We start from the raw sequence: 17,264 nt of genomic DNA, 5'->3' as shown, positions 1-17,264 counted from the left end.
CATTATCTTTAATCTATTCTGAGATAAAGAAGAATGATTGGTTATTTTAGGACTTTGCGAATGGTTTCGTTTAATACTTTAGAATAGCTGTAGGAAGATTGTTCTTGCTGTATTAATTTTGCTTGGCGCAGGCGAAGTTTCTTATCAATATCATCATCAATCATAATGGTAACTCTTTTTGCCATGTGTGAAAAGTATGATGTTTATAATATAAGATTATGTGAGGAGTCCCAAAACTGGGAATTAGGTGTTTATGCTCGAAATAACATTTTCAATATTGAAGGGTTTTTGAACTATAGATACATTCAGTTTTTGTAGTTTTTCTTCAGTTACTGTACTAGTATCAGCGGTTACTGCAATTATTCGTGCTTTAGGTTCTATCCCTTGAATTTTCTTGATTGCATAAAATCCTGAACCATTAGGCATGTTAATATCAATAAGAGTAACATCAGGTTTCAATTTTTTATATAGTTTCACAGCAGTAACACCATCAAATCCATTTCCTACAATATTGATTCCTTTTTCTTCCAGAAATTCAGAAAATAGTCTAACAGTGTCTTCATCATCATCAATAATAATAACAGATTTGCTCATAAATTAATAAAACAAATGTGTTCTTTATATTTTAGATCTCTAAATACCATATATGCCGGGATTAGACAAATTAATTTCAATATCAATACCTAATAAAATTAAGAAAAAAATTGATGCAGATACACTAAAAAAAATTGAACGAGAATTATTTTTGGATCATGGAATGTCAATCAAACTTGCTACTGAACATTTCCAAACATTACTAAAAATTATTAAAAAAAATTTAGAACTAGACATCAATAGTTTTGAAGATGAGTGTCTAAAAGAAATTATTCAAGTAAAAAAAGTAAAAGAAAATTATCACCTAACCATACTTGATTCAAAACTAATTCACGTGATTTTAGATATGTTTGGAGATGATGAAACTAGAAAAATGATTACATATATTCTAAAAAGTGAACATACCATACCAGAAATTCTAAGAGAATCAGGAATACCTAAAACTTCAGGATACAGAAAGATAGAGAATCTTTTAATCAATGGATTTTTCATAGAAACAGGAAAAGTACTTAGTGAAAGTAAAAAAATATCAAAAATTCAATGTGTGTTTCAAGAGATTTTAATAGATGCAAAAAAGGAAAAACTGACAGTCAGTGGAATTGTGCCTAAAAAAACATTTGAAAAGAGTACAACAATGAAATCTATTCTTAAAAATCTGTAACCTACTTTACAAGTTCAAGTAACGCTTTTGCCTGTTTAAAGTGAACTTCATCAATCATTTTTCCTTCAACAGTAGTAGCGCCTTTTCCTTTCTTTGTCGATTCAAGATAGATTTTGCAAACTTTTTCAGCCCATTTAATTTCACTTTTGTTTGGATGAAATAATTTATGAGTCACAGAAATATGATCTGGATGAATAATGCTTTTTCCTGAATAGCCTAAACTTTTGCCAACTCTACAATCTTTTTCCAACCCCTTTGAATCTTTGAGATCTTGCCAAATAGCATCTATTGCAGATACACCTGCAGCTCGTGCATCTACAGGTATTTTTCTTCTAGAATATTTTGCACCTTCAGCATCTTTGGTATGTTCTACACCAAGATCATTTAGAAGATCAAACACACCAAATACTACAGCAACTACTCTTTTACTGCCAGATGCAATTTGGTATGTATTAACAACACCTTCTGCAGATTCTATTGAAGGAATTAGTTGTATTGGTTTGAGTTTTCGTGTTTTTTCCAGTCCTGAAATAATTTTTTCAATTTTTTTAAGTTCTTTAGTATTGTTCACTTTGGGAATAACAATTCCATCGATTCCTTTTTGAACGATTTCTTTAAGATCAGCAGGAATTTTACCAGATAACGGAGAGTTTGTACGAACAAAAATTGAAGATTCGTATGATTTTCGAGATTTGAGTGCAGATTTGATTAGATTTCTTGCATTCGTTTTTTCATTGTCGGGAACAGAGTCCTCTAAATCAAAACAAACAATGTCAGCCTGAAGCTTTTTTGCTTTCTCTAGAAATCTAGGATTATTTCCAGGAACAAAAATGAGACTTCTGAAGAGCTGAGTCATTAAATGACTAAGCGCCTTCAGGCTTCATTAAGATTTTGCCAAAGAACTTACCGTCTAACATTTTTGTGTGAGCCTCTGCTGCTTGCTCAAATGTATAGACAGAATCAACAATTGATTTTAGTTTTCCTTGACCCATCCAGTAAAGACCTTGGTCTAGTTCGGCTTTAGTTCCTTGTGTTGAACCTAAGACATTAATTCCTTTGAAGAATATGTGTCTAAGATCTATTTGTGCGTCATAACCTGTTGTGGCACCACATGAAACAAGTGATGCACCATATTTGAGTAAGGTTAGTTGCTTGTTGAAGTGAGTTTGACCAATGTGATCAAATGCAATATCAATTCCAGGTGCTTCACCTTTTGTTTTTGCAATTTCTTTTGAAATTTTAAAGACTTCTTTTTGCCAATCGTCTTTTCTGTGGTCTACTGCATGATCTGCACCAAGTTCTAGACATTTATCTAATTTGTCTGGACTTGCAGTTGCAATTACATCACAGTTGTATAATTTTGCAATTTGAATTGCAAAGCTTCCAACACCAGAACCACCACCCATTACAAGTACGGTTTGTCCTGGAGTAATGTTTGCTCTACCAACTAACATGTGCCATGAAGTTAGAAGAGTCATAGAAGCTGCTGCGGCATCTTCATACGAGACACTATCAGGAATTTTTGAAACATTGACTTCTGGTAAGTGAATTTGTTCAGAGTATGCACCCCATAGTGGTCCAGTTTGGAAACCCCAAACTTGTCTTCGGGTACAATCAAATTCTCTTCCATCAGTACATGCTTTACAAACTCTGCATGCAAGATTTGAATGAGAAACAACTCTGTCACCTACTTTGAAATTTTGTACATCTTCGCCTACGGCGATAACATCTCCAGCTACATCAGAACCTGAAACGTGTGGAAGAGGAACTGCTACTGGAACTCCTCTCATTCCCCAAATATCGTTATAATTTAGGGCAGATGCTTTATTGGTAAAAATTACCTCATCTGGTTTTGGTTTTGGTTCGTCTATATCCTGGACTTTAAGGATCTTAGCGTAATTATCATCTGGTGCATATTCATTGTATACGACTGCTTTCATGGAATAACAGGCTGGTTACCCATAATTATATTTTATCTGGGATCAGACACGATTGAACTTGAAATCACGTTTTGGTTGTTGGGTTGAAAGCAAGATTTGCTTTAGTTGATCGTCTGAAATTTGGCCAGGAATTTTTCCCTGAGTTGCCATTCCAATAAGATATTGTTCAACTAAATCGGCCAATTCTGGCTTTACCATTTTGATATTGTTTAATCTCATTCTTGCTTCAGGTACTAGAATCTGTTTTAGAATCTGTTCTTTTTGTGCAGCTAATTCATGATTTGTATTGTCTTGAGGTTGATCGTTTGATTCAGGAAAACTCATTTTGAATCTAAGTGTAAACTTTCAATTGAGGATTTTCAACAATCATTTCTTTTAGAATTTCTGTTGATAATCTGTCAAGTTTTTGCATACCTTGTTTAGAAACTATACGTCCTTTCTTCTCAACTTTCTCCAAGTAACCTAATTTTTCTAATCCATGGATTGCATTTCTAATAATTGCGCCACCAGCGTCTTTGTGATGAGCTGCACCATAACCAGATGGTTTACCTCCACCATAATCTTTTCTTAATTCGTTAATTCCAATTGGGCCATGAAGGTAAATTTTTCTCATAATTGAAGCACATCTAGTATGCCACCAATCACGGTTTTGTGGGGGTTTGTCTGCATGAGCTCCAGTTTTTACAAATGGTATCCAAGAAGGAGCTGGAATATCTTCATTTTTTAGAGTATCAGATAGTTTACCTATCAATACATCTGCTGGTACATCGTATACCTTTGCCATGAAGACAAAAAATCGAGAATCGTCTTATAAATCATTGAGATATTATTTTGCGGTATGTGTGCCCACACAAGTAGCAAGATATTCTGATCGACTTGACAGATGCCCTGCCCAAACGAATTCTAGAATTTACTCCAGGTGCAATGAAAGATTTGCAATTTTTGCAAAAGACCATCCTAAGTTCGTAGGGCATTCGAATTTTGTGTCGAGTGCTAATTCTCCTAGCAAGACTAGCTTGACGTTGAGAAAGTTCTGGGTCTGTTTTTGCATTACTAATTGCATTTTGTATTAGAATTTGCATTCTCTCCATTGCAAGTTTTCTTACTGCGGGTTTCACAATAATGTCTAAAGTCACACCTAAAAATTACTTCTTATTGGAATCAAAGAAATGCAGTCAGCGGGATTCGAACCCGCGTCACAGGGTTGGAAACCCCGAATACTAACCAGGCTATACTATGACTGCAACAAAATGCAAATTTTGATGCCTACATAAAAATGGTTTTTTCGTACTCATAGAGCATTCTGGCAACTACAGTATGACCTTCAAAGGATTCATTGTTAACAGAATACATTTGAGTGAATTGTTTTTCAATAGAATCTGAAAAATGTCCTTTTTGGAATCCTCCAAACACAAGGCAATAATCATCAATGATCGTACTTGCAATTTTTTCATACGAATTTTGAGTGCCTTTGGTAGAAAATCCAATTATTTTTGATGGGTTTATTTCATCAATTAGTTTTGAGAATGTTTTGTTTTTTATTTCAAGTAGTACCTCATCATTTGCGGTTATCCTTTTTTCTTTGTACAATTTTTCAATTAATCCTGCAAATCTATGATAAGATTTTGGTACATGAACATTTTGACCAAAATAGATCACTTTATCATCAATTGTATGAACATAGAGTTTGATTTTGTTTTTTAGATAAATTGGGATTGTAGTAGCTTCAAGTATTGAAAAGTGTACAAGATCAGGTCTACCTCTCTTTAATTCATTATTGATTCCTTTCATTGCTGCAAAGTGCCATGAGTTGTCTAATAGAATTTCAGATGAAAGTTTTCCTAGTTTTCTTGCATGTGAAACTACTGATTGATGATGTTTCAAATCAGATGGAACAAGCTCTAATGCTGATTCAGCTAAAACTATGGAAATCATTTTAGTTTAACATTTGAATTTGATTCTTAAATTCATCCCAACTTGGTTTGGGATTGCCGTTCTCATCAAACAATCCGGCATTGCAGACATAATGATTTAGTCTCTCAATTACATGCTCACTACTACCAAAACCTGAACCACCTACGGTGAGTTTGTCTTCTCCAATACCCTGTACTTCAAATGCACAGGTTCCCTCAGGCTTGTCATTTTGCCTATACCAGGTGAAAAACTCTAATTCTGATTCGTTTTCTGCATAAAATTCAAATGATTTTTCTAAAAATTCAATCTGAGAGTCTTCACTTCCTCCAACAAAATCAGAGGTGCTCCAGCTAATCTCAAAAATTGCAGATTTTTTGTCACCTGCCAAATCAATAATTTCTTGTAATTCCTCTTGTGCTTGTTGTGGGGTTTTGACCATATCACCAACAGTATCTACAGGAGAATAAGAGAATGCAACAAAATCACCAACATCCAAATCAGTTACAATATATCTCAAGTTCTTATTCAAAACTTGGTGTAATGCAAATGCATTTCCAATTTTTACATCAGGATGTTTTTCTTTAATTCCATCATAGATTCCAGTGAAAAGTTCTTTGTAGACAGGAATGTTTTGTTCATAGTATCGAAATTGTGACTCTGTCTCTCCTGCAAGAATCACAGTATCAACAATATCATATCGTGACAAAATTGCATCAAGGACATTAACTACTCTATCTTCTCCAAGTGATTGAAGCGGTGGTTTTCCAATCCAATCAGGAAATGGTCCTAGTGTTTCTCCGTTAATTATTGAAAAGTAAAGTGTAACTTTGAGATCATTTTTTTTGTTAAAGCTCATCAGTGCATCAGAATATTGCCAATTGAATTCACCACGTTCTGGTTCAATTAAATTCCAAAATAGATAGACATTGCTTCTTCCAATTCCAGATTCAGATGCAGTAGAATAGATTTCATCTAGTTCTTGCAAGGTGACAGATTGACTTGGAGAATTTATCACCAATCCAATTTTCTCATTAGTCTTTACAGGTATAACTTCAGGACTTGAGTCATTAGAAATGCTAAGAACCCCAGCTGCAATTGCTATGACTACGGCCACGCCTATACCCACACCTAGAATCTTCTTGTCCATACGAACTCAAAAAGAAAAGAAAGTAAAAAAGTTGTGATTCTGATATCTATCCAGAAGTACAACCACTAAATCCACATTCAATGCAGATACTGCAACCTTCTACAAATACAAGGTTGTTCTTACATGTTGGACATAGACGATCTTCTGAAACCTCTTCTTGTTGTATTGGTTCAGCTTTGATTTCCTCGTCATGTACTTTCAATGCAAGTGCTGCATTAACTTGTGATTTGATGTATGGGTTTGTAATTTGTGTTGTAACATAGCTTGTTACATGTTCACTTGGGGTAACATCAAATGTTTTTTCTGCATTTTCACTTGTCATGTGAAGCACTTGTTTGTGTCTAGAGCCATCACGATATACTGTAATACCTTTGAGACCAATTTCATGTGCTAGTAGGTATGCAGATTTTACATCTTCTGCAGTTACATCATATGGCATGTTGATTGTTTTTGCAATTGCATTTCCAATCCAGTCTTGCCATACACCTTGGGCCATCAAATGATCAGACCAGTGAATATCCATTGCAGTTACAAAGACATCTTGCATCCATTGAGGAATTTCATCAATTCCTTTCAATGAGCCATAGTTGTCTGCAATCTTTGCAAGGATTTCATCGGTGTATAGATTATTTTCTTTTAGGACTTGTTCAACAATCTTGTTTGTGTAGAAGAATCTTCCTACAGTAACTCTCTTCTCAAATACCAATGCAAATGCAGGTTCCATTCCGTTTGAACAGTCTGCAATCATTGACAGTGTACCTGTTGGAGCTACTGTTGTTGTTAGGACGTTTCTTATTCCATATTGTTTTATTTTCTCAATTAATGCATCCCATTCATAGGAGTGAGATTCTTTTGGCTTTTCATAATAGCCTGCAACTGGAATCTTTCCTTCAGGATACTCGGTCTTGGAACATAGTGGGAATTCACCGCGAGACTTTGCAAGGGCCACACTTTCTTCCATAGAATAGTATGTTAAGGCTTCAGAAAGTTTGGATTGTAGTTCATATCCCTCTTTAGAGTTGTATGGGATTCTTAGTTTGTACAAGAGATCTGCTACTCCCATCACACCTAGCCCAATTCTTCGAGATTCTTTTGATGCTGTATTGATCTCTGGAACTGGGTAGTGATTAACATCAATAATGTTATCAAGGAATCTTGTAGTCTTTCTAATTGTCTCTTCATATCTTTGCCAATCAAATTCATAGGTTCCATCTGCTTGTCTCTTTACGAGATTTACTAAATTGATAGAACCAAGATTGCATGATTCGTATGGGTAAAGACTTTGTTCACCACATGGGTTTGTTGCACGTAATGGTGCTTGTCTTGCTTTTGCAAATACATTGTATTTGTTAATTTGATCAAAGAAGATCAAACCAGGCTCTGCACTCTTCCATGCAGACAATGCAATCAAGTCAATTAGTTGATGTGCGTTAATTTCTTTAACTGGTTTTTTGTCACGGGGACTACGTAAAACATAGTTACCATCACTTGTGTTTACTAGTGCATGCCAAAAGTCTTCCCAAACACCAACACTGACGTTAAAGTTTTCTAAAACACCAGGTTCTGTTTTGTTTGTAATGAATTTTTCAACATCTGGATGCCATGCTTCAATAATACCCATGTTTGCACCACGTCTCTTTCCTCCTTGTTTAACAACTTCAGTTACAGTGTTAATGATGTTCATGAAAGATACTGGACCTGATGCAACACCTGATGTTGATGCTACAATATCACCTTCTTCACGAAGATCAGAATAGTTGATTCCAACTCCACCACCGGATTTGAAGATTAATGCTGCGTCAGAAGTTGATTTCATGATTTCTTCCATGCCATCATTCATTCCAAGTACAAAGCATGCAGAGAGTTGACCTAGTCTACCACCTGCATTCATCATTGTTGGAGAGTTTGGCAAAAAGTCTTGTGAAACCATCAGATCAAAGTATTCTGTGATTTTATCAGAATAGTTGTCTAGTTTCTTTGCTGCAAGCAGTGTCAAAAGTTCTTTGAAGCTTACTTTCATTTGATTCTTGTTTGCAAGAGTCACATAGTGATTGATCATGGATCTGAAATGCCATTTGTTGAAGAAATAGTCTCCAACTTTGAATTTATAATCAAAGGCATCTAGTTTTTCAAGATAAGATTTTGCTTCTTCTACATCTTGTTTTGAGTTTCCAGATACGTCAAAGACTTGTGAATCATACATAAGATCACCAATACCAACAAGGATTGCGACTCTCTCAAACATCTGAGTTGGAGATTCAATAATCTCATTTTTTCCATTTCTGAAAAGATATCTTGATGCCAAGACTCTAAGACAATTCAAGTCAAACTTTTTTGAAACTGGATCAAGTGCTTTTAGATTCAAGACCTTCATTTTTTCGTCTCTGAGTTTTCTTCGCTCATGACGATAGACGATGTATGCTTTTGCAATATCGCTATTACCGCTATCAATCAAAGTAGACTCTACAATATCCTGAATATCTTCAACTGTAGGAGTTCTAGAGCTAGTAAATCCTTGCTCTACTAATTTGTCAACTACGTTTTCTGCTAGTTGATCGGCTAGGCCACGGTCGGCTTTAGAGGTGGCAGCCAATGCCCTGAAAATGGCATTTGAAATTTTATCTTTATTGAAAGCCGTTACTGCGCCACTGCGCTTACGGATCTCATTGATCGTATTTTCTATTTGTGAATTATCCATTATAATCTCCCCGTAGAGGGTTATGATCAATGCGGGTATAAATGATTTGTCAGTTTTTGTCTAAAAGTTCGGTTCAATAAAATTGACAACGCTACTATGAACTTCATAATGGCATAACTTCTGCAATAGACGATGATCGCATAGGTCTGAAACAGATCAAAAAATTTTCAAAAATGATCGTAACTAGTTTTTCAATTATGAATTTCAGACAACATATGGAGACTTACACTTTGGACATTTGTCTTCAAATGGTTCGTCTTTGAAACCACACTCACCACAAATTGCAATATCTTGAACTGGTTTGAATGAGGTTGTAAGGTCTGCTGTTTTCTCAATCGCCTTTTTGATTTCTGCAGGCTTTGCATCTTTAGCAATTTTTAGCGTTACAAACAAGCCTCCGTTTAGCAATTTTGCAAGTTTGTTACATTCAGAAATCGGCTCACTCTTAGTAGTATAATCAGTGACTTCAGAGGCATCAAGAGTAATTCCTTCAGAGTATGAATCTCCTTCCATAGCGTTTAGGGAGGAATTCTTGCCATATTTCTCACCATCAAGGGTTGCAAAGCGCGTAGAACTCTCAGTCTCAGTCATGCAAATAGCCACAGAATCACCTAATTCTTTGCCTTTTTTGGCTCCAACGTCGACTGCAGTCTCAATTACCTTGTGAAGGATCTCACGTCCTTCTTTATTGTCCTGGAATCCAAGAATGTTAAAGACTGCCTCTTTGAGTCCCACCAAATTAACTACAAGAGAAACATTGCTTTTTTGCATGTATTGTGTATTTTTGGCCAAGATTGGATTCAACCCACGTCTGGTCAAATCTGAAATGTCTTTCTTTCTCAATGCCATTGAAGACAATGATGGTTTCATAAGTAATGCTAGTCTTGCTCTAAAGTAAGTTTCATCTTTGTTTGATTCAAATGCTAATCTTGGAAGGTTGATCGATACTGATTCAAGCATAATTGAAAGTGGTCCAGAGTTTTTAGTTGATCCATTGGTAACACCATGACTTGATGTTTGCCCTTTAGCAAACATTACTTTTCCACCAAGTGAAATTATTTCTGATGCAGCTGCTGAAACATCTGTGATCTTTCCTTTTTCATTATCTATGATTAGACCAATTTTTGGAATTGGTGTTAGTTTTGTATAATTTTTGTATGCATTGATAATTGAATTAATTATCTTTGTATCAGAACCTAATTGTAATCTAATTGAAACGTTAGTACTTGATTTATTGTATTTAGAAGTTGTAGATGCAGTTGCAAATGCTGCAGTTAATTTTTGTTCTAGTTCTGGAAGTGATTTTGAATGTTTTGAGAACAATGAAACTAAGCCATCAAGTACAATTTCGTTTGAAGCTTCTTTTGAAAGAAGTGAAATTACAACAGATAATGCACTTGTAATTTCATCGAGTTGTTTTGATGCAGGTATTCTTGAAACATCAAGATACTTTCCACCAAGATCAATTCCATCTTCAATTAACTCTTTAACGTTAACAAATATTGTATCAGGTATCATTGACCAAATTCCAGGATTTGCAATGTGTAAGTCACCAGAAAGATGAGAGTCAGCTACATCTTTTGGTAAGATGTTTGTAAGAAGATGTTCAGCAAAAACTCTTTGGCCTGTTTTAAACAAGAGACCTTCTGCTCCATTATCTACATTATCGAGATTAGTAATCATCTCTTGAACATCAAATACAGGTAAGCCTAGGCGTGCAAGCTTGTTGCGGTATTCCTCATGACCGTGCTCAAGTAATACAGAATTTACCATTTCTCGAATAAGCGAGCCTGTAAGATAGGTAGTTTGATACTTGTAAATTCTATTTTCAACTTCTTCAGTAATTTTTTGTGCTAATTCAAGTGGGAGACTTCCCTCACGCACCAAAGATTGAATGATTTTATGAGAATTAAATTCCTCAATTGATTCATGTGATGTTCTAACATACATCTTTCCGCTTTCAATAATTGATCTTTCTTCAATTTGTCTTGCTAAGCTTAAAACTAGTTTTCCAAGATTTGTAATTGTGTAACGTCTTTCAGATTTGTTTAATGCAACAAGTGATTGTCTAAGTAATTTTCTCAAGTGATACGCAAATTTTCCACTCTCTTTTTTTGATTTGAATCCAGCTAGGGATTTTAATTCTGAATAAGTCAGAGGACCTTTTGAATTTAGAATTCTCAAAATATCAATTCTGTTAGGACTTGCCATTACAGAAAAGATCATTCTGACACGTTTTGATGTAGATTGTAAAATTCCGCCGCGTTTTGATGAATCTGAATCATCATCTAAATCTGCATCTAGATCATCATCCATGTCTGCATCTAGATCACCATCTAGATCCATTTCTAATTCTTCATCACTCATTTTCATGTACTTTTCTAAAAAAACGCACTAATTAAGACTTATGACAGTATGATTTTGGATCAAATTTGATCATTTTTCTAAATGCATAGAAAGATTTTAGATCAAATTTTTAAAAATTGTAAAAAAAGATCAAATATGATAGATTATTTTTCTTGAACATCTAATGAAAACTCGGATGTAGAGAGTTTTTGTCCACATGACGGACATTTTCCACCATAAGAATTCATTACATCTTTTAGAGATTTTAACATCTTCATGTTTGTAATCTTTTCACCACATTTTCCACATGTTACTTCTACTGACATGAAAATGATCAGTATCACAAAATAATTAAAAATCGATTCTGATTTTTTTTAATAATTCAAACAAATATTTTTACTGCTTTTCGATGACGATTCCTCGTTCATCAAAACCTGTGATTTTTGCCGGGGTTCCAACTGGAAGATCAGCAGGAGTAGCAATTCCACCCATAAATCCTGAAATTCTCAAATCTGAATTATCCAATTTGAGCACGACAAAAGCGTATGGGGTGTATTTTTCAAAGCCCGCAGGAGGCACAGTAATTATGGTATATGTAGCAACTTCTCCAACACCATCCAAAAGCACATCTTCAAATCCCTTACTACCACATTTTCGGCAAAAGTAGGCCGTAGAAAGATGAAGGAATCCACAATCAGTACATTTGTGAGTTAGAAGTTTACCATTTTTGGCGTTTTCAATTACTTGTTCTTCAATTGACATTTTATACACTCTGGAAAACATGAACAGCACAACTTGCGCCAGTTGCACCAAAGTTATGAGTCAACCCAATCTTTGCATCTTTAACGGTTCTTTCACCAGCGTGTCCAGTTAATTGATCATATACTTCAACTACTTGTCCAACACCAGTAGCCCCAATTGGATGTCCTTTTGATTTAAGACCACCTGATGGATTAATTGAGATATCAGAATTTAATGCGGTTCTACCTTCACGTACAGCTTCAACACCTTTTCCTTTTTCAAAGAAACCCAAATCTTCAGTGTCAACAACTTCGGCAATTGTAAAACAGTCATGTACTTCTGCAAAGTCTACATCTTTTGCAGTAATACCTGCCATCTTATATGCATCAGCTGCTGCAAGTTTTGTACTTGGGATTGTTGTCATGTGATCACGTCCTTGCAATGCAGCAGGAGAACCACCACGACCTGAACCAATACATTCAACATAATCACCACCATGTTCTTTTGCAAACTTTTCAGAACATAGAATTACAGAACTTGCTCCATCTGAAAATGGACAACAATCAAATAGTTTTAGTGGACTTGCAACTACTGCAGAATTCAATACATCATCAACAGTAATTTTTTTCTGCATGTGAGCTTTTGGATTTAGTACACCATTATCGTGATTCTTTACTGCAACTCTTGCAAAGTCTTCTTCAGTTGTGTTAAACTCTGTCATGTAAGCTCTTGCCATTGATGCAAACAATCCTGGAAATGATGCACCTGCTTGACCTTCATAAAAAAAGTCTGAACAATATGCAAAGTAAGTTGTTGTCCATTCAGTTCCAGTATGAGTTACTTTTTCAACACCAGTAACTAAAAGACAATCATAAAATCCGGCTGCAACATTGGCATATGCCTCTCTAAAGGATACAGAACCACTTCCACATGCAGACTCTATTGTTAATGATGGTTTATCGGGGATTCCTAGTCTACTCATCAAGACAGGGCCAATGTGTACCTGTTTGTCTGCAACTCCAAATACGTTTGAGATGTATGATGCTTTGATCTCTTTAGGAGAAATACCAGCACTCTCTATGGCTGCAACTGATGCCTGAGTAGTAATATCAGCAATACTATCTGCTAATTTTCCATACTTGGTGCTTCCTGCGCCAAGAACACAAACCTTTTCCACAAATGTCACTGACCCAAGTCCCTATAAAAATCGTTTTAGTAAATTCAATGTAGAACATGCCATCAAAGAAACTTCAGACTGTACAGATCAAAAAGACTGTAGTTAGACATTCAGTAAAAACTACAAAGTCAAAAACTAACGTTTTCAAAAAAGAGATAATTCAGTATTTGGATGGGAACGGGTATCTTTCGTGGTCATCAAAAGACAAAAAATACATGATTCTTGGAACAAACTCTCCAAAAAATGGGTTGGTTTCATGTCCTCAGTGCAAAGTTGGAGAGTTGATGGTAATTCGCTCAAGAACAACTAGAAAACGATTCATGGGGTGTTCTAACTTTTATGGAGGATGCAAAGCATCATCACCTTTACTACAAAAAGCAAAACTTAGAGCAACAAAGAGTCCTTGTGATGTTTGTAAATGGCCAATGATAATTTTCCGTTACTCACGAAAACAAAAATGGACTAAACAGTGTTCAAATTTCAATTGTAAAAGCAGAATCAAGCCTTCAAAGTAGGATAGACATCTGTTCTTCTGTTCTTTAATAATGGTAAAACTTTGCGTGTTTGTTTGACTTTTTTCAAATCAATGTTAGTATATCCAATTCCTTGTTTCTTTTTCATGTCAAGCAAAATTTTTCCATAGGGATCTACAACTAGACTTCGTCCACAGTAGATGTTACCAACTTGATCAGGTGCAATCACATAACATCCGTTTTCAATTGCACGTGTCTTGTTAATTGTCAGCCAATGTTCTTCTTTCATGTTACCTTTCACCCATGCTGAGGGTGCAATCAATACTTCAGAACCAGCTGCTGCAAGTGAGCGAGACATTTCAGGAAAACGTAAATCATAACAAATCATCATTCCAACCTTACCAATGGTAGTTTTTACAGGCTTTGCAATCTTTGAGCCTGATGCCATCTTGTCTGATTCTTTAAAACCTAATGCGTCATAGAGGTGAATTTTTCTATATGTAGAAATAATTTTACCAGATTTGTCAATTACAAACGAAGTGTCATAGACTCTGTCTTTTTTTCTACTCTTCTCATAAAATGAACCTACAACTTGAATATGATTTTCTTTTGCAGTCTTTGCAATAGTTTTTACAAAGTGTCCATTAATGGTTTCAGATAGAATAGCAAGTTGTTTTGGTGTTTGAGTTGAATTTGTATAAAACATCATAAATTCTGGAAATGCACATAGTGTTGCATCTTTAGAAGCTGCCTTTTCGATGTATGAAATAATTTTCTTTAGATTAGTTTCTTTGTTTGTTGATGCTTTGAATTGGATAACTGCAGCTTTCATGATAGGACAATAATCAAATGACAATAAAAGGATAAACCAATGGTACAATCGCAAAATGTACCATTTTCTTCTTATGCAAAGTTGTTCTAATAGAATCATACCGACCATAGTGTGTATGTCAACCTGCGACTGGCAGGAATCATCCAGTCAATTTTTTTAAAAAATAATTAAAGTTGGTTTCCTGCCAAAAACCAATTTTCTTTTGGATTGTCTTCAAAAACAACAATAACATGATTTTCTTTTGTTTTTAGAATCTCAACTGCTGATTTTGTGATTGCTTTTGCGTATTCGTCTTTTTGTTCCTGAGTTCTTCCAGGATACATTGACACCGTAATCAATGGCATGAAAACTCAAACTAGAATCAGGAATTTATGCTTTCAATAGTCTGGGCGGTATCCGTATCGTGTACCATATGTGTATTCAGAACTGTGTGTTTTCTTGTAGAGATATCCTGTTGCAAATCCAATTGCAAATCCTCCAATGTGAGCCATATATGCAACACCGCCACCGGCAACACCAAAACCACCTATGAAAAATGGCAACAAATTCTGAAAGACTAGCCAAAATGGCAAAAACCACCTTGCTTGAATATGCATCATTCTCCAGAAGAATCCTAACATAAGAAAAGTAGTGATTCGAACTCTTGGGAACATTGCCAAGTATGCACCAAGTACACCAGAGATTGCTCCGGATGCACCAACTGCAGGAATTGAACTTGTTGGATCAATTACTATATGAGCTAGACCTGCACCAACTCCCCATGCAAGATAAATTAAAAGAAATTTTACTTTGCCAAACTTTAGCTCAATGTTATCACCAAATATCCACAAAAACAACATGTTGCCGCCCAAATGCATCAAACCACCATGCATGAACATCGAACTAAATAATGAAAAGTATGGAGTGTCTGGACAAGAAATTCCTGGTTGAATCATTGATGAGAAACCAGTGATACAGCTAGGAACAGCACCCCATTCAAAAAACATGAATGCAGCTCTTTGATTAGAAAATTCCCAAAATTGACCAGTGATAATTACTTCATAGAAAAATATTGCAACATTTAGTATGATTAATCCAATTGTAATTTTTGGTTTAAATCCTGGAGGATGTGGATTTTCATCTCTTAATGGTAACATTAGTTGTTTAGTTTGAATGAAATTTGTATAATAAGATTTTTCAATTTTGGATTTGTAAGATTCCTTCTTTGATTAGAAATTGAATTCCTTGAATGAAAGAGTCATCATCGATTGCACCTTCTGCCCACCATGATGCATTTTGTTTAATCCATGATGGAATTTCATTAGAAGAGATAGTTCCTTGTGTAGTTGAAGGGATTTGTAAGATTCCTTCTTTGATTAGAAATTGAATTCCTTGAATGAAAGAGTCATCATCGATTGCACCTTCTGCCCACCATGATGCATTTTGTTTAATCCATGATGGAATAACATCAATTTCTTGGTTTCCAGGCTCAATTACTAAAATAAAATTACCTTTGGATAAAGAATTCCCATCAACATTTGATAAGACAAAATTTGCGGTTCCTGTCTGATCACGACTAAATTGTATTTTATGTGAATTTGGTGTTTCAGAATTTACATTTCCAACAAGATGTTTTGAAAATATTTCATAATCATTTTGAATTATTGATAGATCGTACTCTACTAGTTTCTTTGTTTTATCTGAAAAGATTTCTTCTAAGCTAAGAAAGAATGTAATCTCTTCTCCAGATTTGATAACTTCAGGTTCCCATGACAAGAATACTTTGTATCTTAAATCAGGAGTTGTAAATTCTAGAGGAAATTTTATTTTATCACTTGGTTGAAGTTCAAAAATCATCATATCATCAGAATGTTTTGAGGCATCATGACGAATTTGTTTTAACAATTCCTGATTTAGAACAATATGAATAGTTCTATCTTCAAATGAATAGTCATCAATATTTACAGCATCATCAGGTAATGATACATCATTAACAACTGCTTGGTAGGTTGTAAAAAGAAAATCTCCAAAGGTATTTGGAACTCTAAGTTCTTGATGAACTACACTTAATTGTTCTAAATCTTGATTCCAATCAAAAGGCATAGAAATTGTTGCTTTGTTGGAATCAAAACTAAATGAATCAAGTTTATCAAAATATGAAATTACTTGAATAGTTTGTTCATTATTTTGTGAATCCGTTATTTGAAATGATTTTGTTTCAGCTAGACTAATTGCGCCTTGTAATTTTATTTCATCAGATAAAATATTTGAATCTGAATCAATAGAGAGAATTTTTACACTATATTCATACAAACCACCAGATGTAAAAATAGGACCTCTCATAACTAGAGAAGAGTCATTTTTCATCCAGCCACCTAAAACAGGCTCAATTCCTCCTTCAATAATGATGTTTTTAGAATCATTAGTAATTACTTTAATTGAAAGATCACCTAACTCATCATGAAATATTTCTTTGAAAATTTGTTTTCCATCTTTTTTTAACTCAAACTCAAATGTAACATGTTCAATTATTGCATCAGTATTTGCATCAAACAATCGAAGTGAAATGTATTTTTTATATTCTTTAGGGTCATATACTGATGGAGATATTGAAATTGAAAGCACTGCATCTTTATTTTCAATTTTAACAGGAGGTAATACTTCACCACCTAATCCATGTCCAAATGCTGATGAAAAACTAAATGAAAATATCAATAATAAAAATAATGTAGTTCTAGAAATTTTCAAGATTGTTTCATTAG

20 protein-coding genes and 1 tRNA gene are annotated in these 17,264 nt (G+C 34.7%); 2 read left to right on the top strand and 19 right to left on the bottom strand.

From position 1 onward, the window contains the following. Positions 1 to 41: 41 nt before the first annotated feature. Positions 42 to 185: a hypothetical protein gene (locus ACQY22_RS04160; protein WP_187146538.1), complete on the bottom strand. Its 144-nt coding sequence runs from the start codon at positions 183 to 185 to the stop codon at positions 42 to 44. 58 nt (positions 186 to 243) lie between these two features. Further along, positions 244 to 594, bottom strand: coding sequence for a response regulator (locus ACQY22_RS04155; protein WP_428325273.1), 351 nt, complete (start codon positions 592 to 594; stop codon positions 244 to 246). A gap of 52 nt (positions 595 to 646) precedes the next feature. On the opposite strand from ACQY22_RS04155, the gene ACQY22_RS04150 reads away from it, so the two are divergent. Beyond that, positions 647 to 1,255, top strand: a complete 609-nt coding sequence (locus tag ACQY22_RS04150; RefSeq protein ID WP_428325272.1) for a transcriptional regulator — start codon at positions 647 to 649, stop codon at positions 1,253 to 1,255. A gap of 1 nt (position 1,256) precedes the next feature. Here the strand turns inward: ACQY22_RS04150 and ACQY22_RS04145 are convergent, their stop codons facing one another. The 13 genes from ACQY22_RS04145 to ACQY22_RS04085 form a co-directional block, all read right to left on the bottom strand. Next, a complete protein-coding gene (locus tag ACQY22_RS04145; protein WP_428325271.1) occupies positions 1,257 to 2,111 on the bottom strand; it encodes an HpcH/HpaI aldolase/citrate lyase family protein in 855 nt (284 codons plus the stop codon). 7 nt (positions 2,112 to 2,118) lie between these two features. Then, positions 2,119 to 3,195, bottom strand: a complete 1,077-nt coding sequence (locus tag ACQY22_RS04140; RefSeq protein WP_428325270.1) for a zinc-binding dehydrogenase — start codon at positions 3,193 to 3,195, stop codon at positions 2,119 to 2,121. A gap of 42 nt (positions 3,196 to 3,237) precedes the next feature. Further along, complete coding sequence (locus ACQY22_RS04135) at positions 3,238 to 3,519, bottom strand: DNA-binding protein (RefSeq protein ID WP_148702624.1); 282 nt, start codon at positions 3,517 to 3,519, stop codon at positions 3,238 to 3,240. 7 nt (positions 3,520 to 3,526) lie between these two features. Beyond that, positions 3,527 to 3,979, bottom strand: a complete 453-nt coding sequence (locus ACQY22_RS04130) for a 30S ribosomal protein S19e (RefSeq protein WP_428325269.1) — start codon at positions 3,977 to 3,979, stop codon at positions 3,527 to 3,529. Positions 3,980 to 4,010: 31 nt separating this feature from the next. After that, the gene (locus ACQY22_RS04125; RefSeq protein WP_428325518.1) at positions 4,011 to 4,277 is read right to left on the bottom strand and encodes a ribonuclease P protein component 4; all 267 of its coding nucleotides are present in this window, start codon (positions 4,275 to 4,277) and stop codon (positions 4,011 to 4,013) included. An 88-nt stretch (positions 4,278 to 4,365) separates the two neighbouring features. Then, positions 4,366 to 4,439 (bottom strand) — tRNA-Gly (locus ACQY22_RS04120). Positions 4,440 to 4,461: 22 nt separating this feature from the next. Next, positions 4,462 to 5,130 carry a ribosome biogenesis protein gene (locus ACQY22_RS04115; RefSeq protein ID WP_428325268.1) on the bottom strand — a complete coding sequence of 223 codons (669 nt, stop codon included), beginning with the start codon at positions 5,128 to 5,130 and terminating at the stop codon, positions 4,462 to 4,464. Position 5,131: 1 nt separating this feature from the next. After that, positions 5,132 to 6,256, bottom strand: a complete 1,125-nt coding sequence (locus ACQY22_RS04110) for a hypothetical protein (RefSeq protein ID WP_428325267.1) — start codon at positions 6,254 to 6,256, stop codon at positions 5,132 to 5,134. 46 nt (positions 6,257 to 6,302) lie between these two features. Continuing rightward, positions 6,303 to 8,954, bottom strand: coding sequence for an adenosylcobalamin-dependent ribonucleoside-diphosphate reductase (locus ACQY22_RS04105; protein ID WP_428325266.1), 2,652 nt, complete (start codon positions 8,952 to 8,954; stop codon positions 6,303 to 6,305). Positions 8,955 to 9,158: 204 nt separating this feature from the next. Next, positions 9,159 to 11,327 (bottom strand): anaerobic ribonucleoside-triphosphate reductase, encoded by a 2,169-nt coding sequence (gene nrdD / locus ACQY22_RS04100; protein ID WP_428325265.1) that lies wholly within the window; start codon positions 11,325 to 11,327, stop codon positions 9,159 to 9,161. A 137-nt stretch (positions 11,328 to 11,464) separates the two neighbouring features. Next, a complete protein-coding gene (locus ACQY22_RS04095; protein WP_428325264.1) occupies positions 11,465 to 11,626 on the bottom strand; it encodes a hypothetical protein in 162 nt (53 codons plus the stop codon). A 70-nt stretch (positions 11,627 to 11,696) separates the two neighbouring features. Further along, positions 11,697 to 12,062, bottom strand: a complete 366-nt coding sequence (locus ACQY22_RS04090) for a Zn-ribbon domain-containing OB-fold protein (protein WP_428325263.1) — start codon at positions 12,060 to 12,062, stop codon at positions 11,697 to 11,699. Position 12,063: 1 nt separating this feature from the next. Then, on the bottom strand, positions 12,064 to 13,227 hold the full coding sequence (locus ACQY22_RS04085) for a thiolase domain-containing protein (RefSeq protein WP_428325262.1): 1,164 nt from the start codon (positions 13,225 to 13,227) through the stop codon (positions 12,064 to 12,066). A gap of 47 nt (positions 13,228 to 13,274) precedes the next feature. Here ACQY22_RS04085 and ACQY22_RS04080 point away from each other — a divergent pair, with 47 nt between their 5' ends. Beyond that, positions 13,275 to 13,733 carry a DNA topoisomerase gene (locus tag ACQY22_RS04080; RefSeq protein WP_428325261.1) on the top strand — a complete coding sequence of 153 codons (459 nt, stop codon included), beginning with the start codon at positions 13,275 to 13,277 and terminating at the stop codon, positions 13,731 to 13,733. On the opposite strand, the gene ACQY22_RS04075 is transcribed toward ACQY22_RS04080, so the two are convergent. From ACQY22_RS04075 to ACQY22_RS04060, 4 genes are all read right to left on the bottom strand, one after another. Beyond that, on the bottom strand, positions 13,717 to 14,523 hold the full coding sequence (locus tag ACQY22_RS04075; RefSeq protein ID WP_428325260.1) for a carbon-nitrogen hydrolase family protein: 807 nt from the start codon (positions 14,521 to 14,523) through the stop codon (positions 13,717 to 13,719). The two genes, ACQY22_RS04080 and ACQY22_RS04075, sit on opposite strands and share 17 nt — an antisense overlap. Positions 14,524 to 14,690: 167 nt before the next feature. Further along, positions 14,691 to 14,867, bottom strand: a complete 177-nt coding sequence (locus ACQY22_RS04070) for a tautomerase family protein (protein ID WP_008300807.1) — start codon at positions 14,865 to 14,867, stop codon at positions 14,691 to 14,693. 33 nt (positions 14,868 to 14,900) lie between these two features. Then, on the bottom strand, positions 14,901 to 15,659 hold the full coding sequence (locus ACQY22_RS04065; RefSeq protein WP_428325259.1) for a rhomboid family intramembrane serine protease: 759 nt from the start codon (positions 15,657 to 15,659) through the stop codon (positions 14,901 to 14,903). Positions 15,660 to 15,699: 40 nt separating this feature from the next. Continuing rightward, positions 15,700 to 17,250 carry a peptidase gene (locus tag ACQY22_RS04060; RefSeq protein ID WP_428325258.1) on the bottom strand — a complete coding sequence of 517 codons (1,551 nt, stop codon included), beginning with the start codon at positions 17,248 to 17,250 and terminating at the stop codon, positions 15,700 to 15,702. Positions 17,251 to 17,264 lie beyond the last annotated feature (14 nt).

Source organism: Candidatus Nitrosopumilus sp. (assembly GCF_965263415.1).
Lineage (GTDB): Archaea > Thermoproteota > Nitrososphaeria > Nitrososphaerales > Nitrosopumilaceae > Nitrosopumilus.
This window is presented reverse-complemented; position numbering and strand designations above follow the sequence as displayed.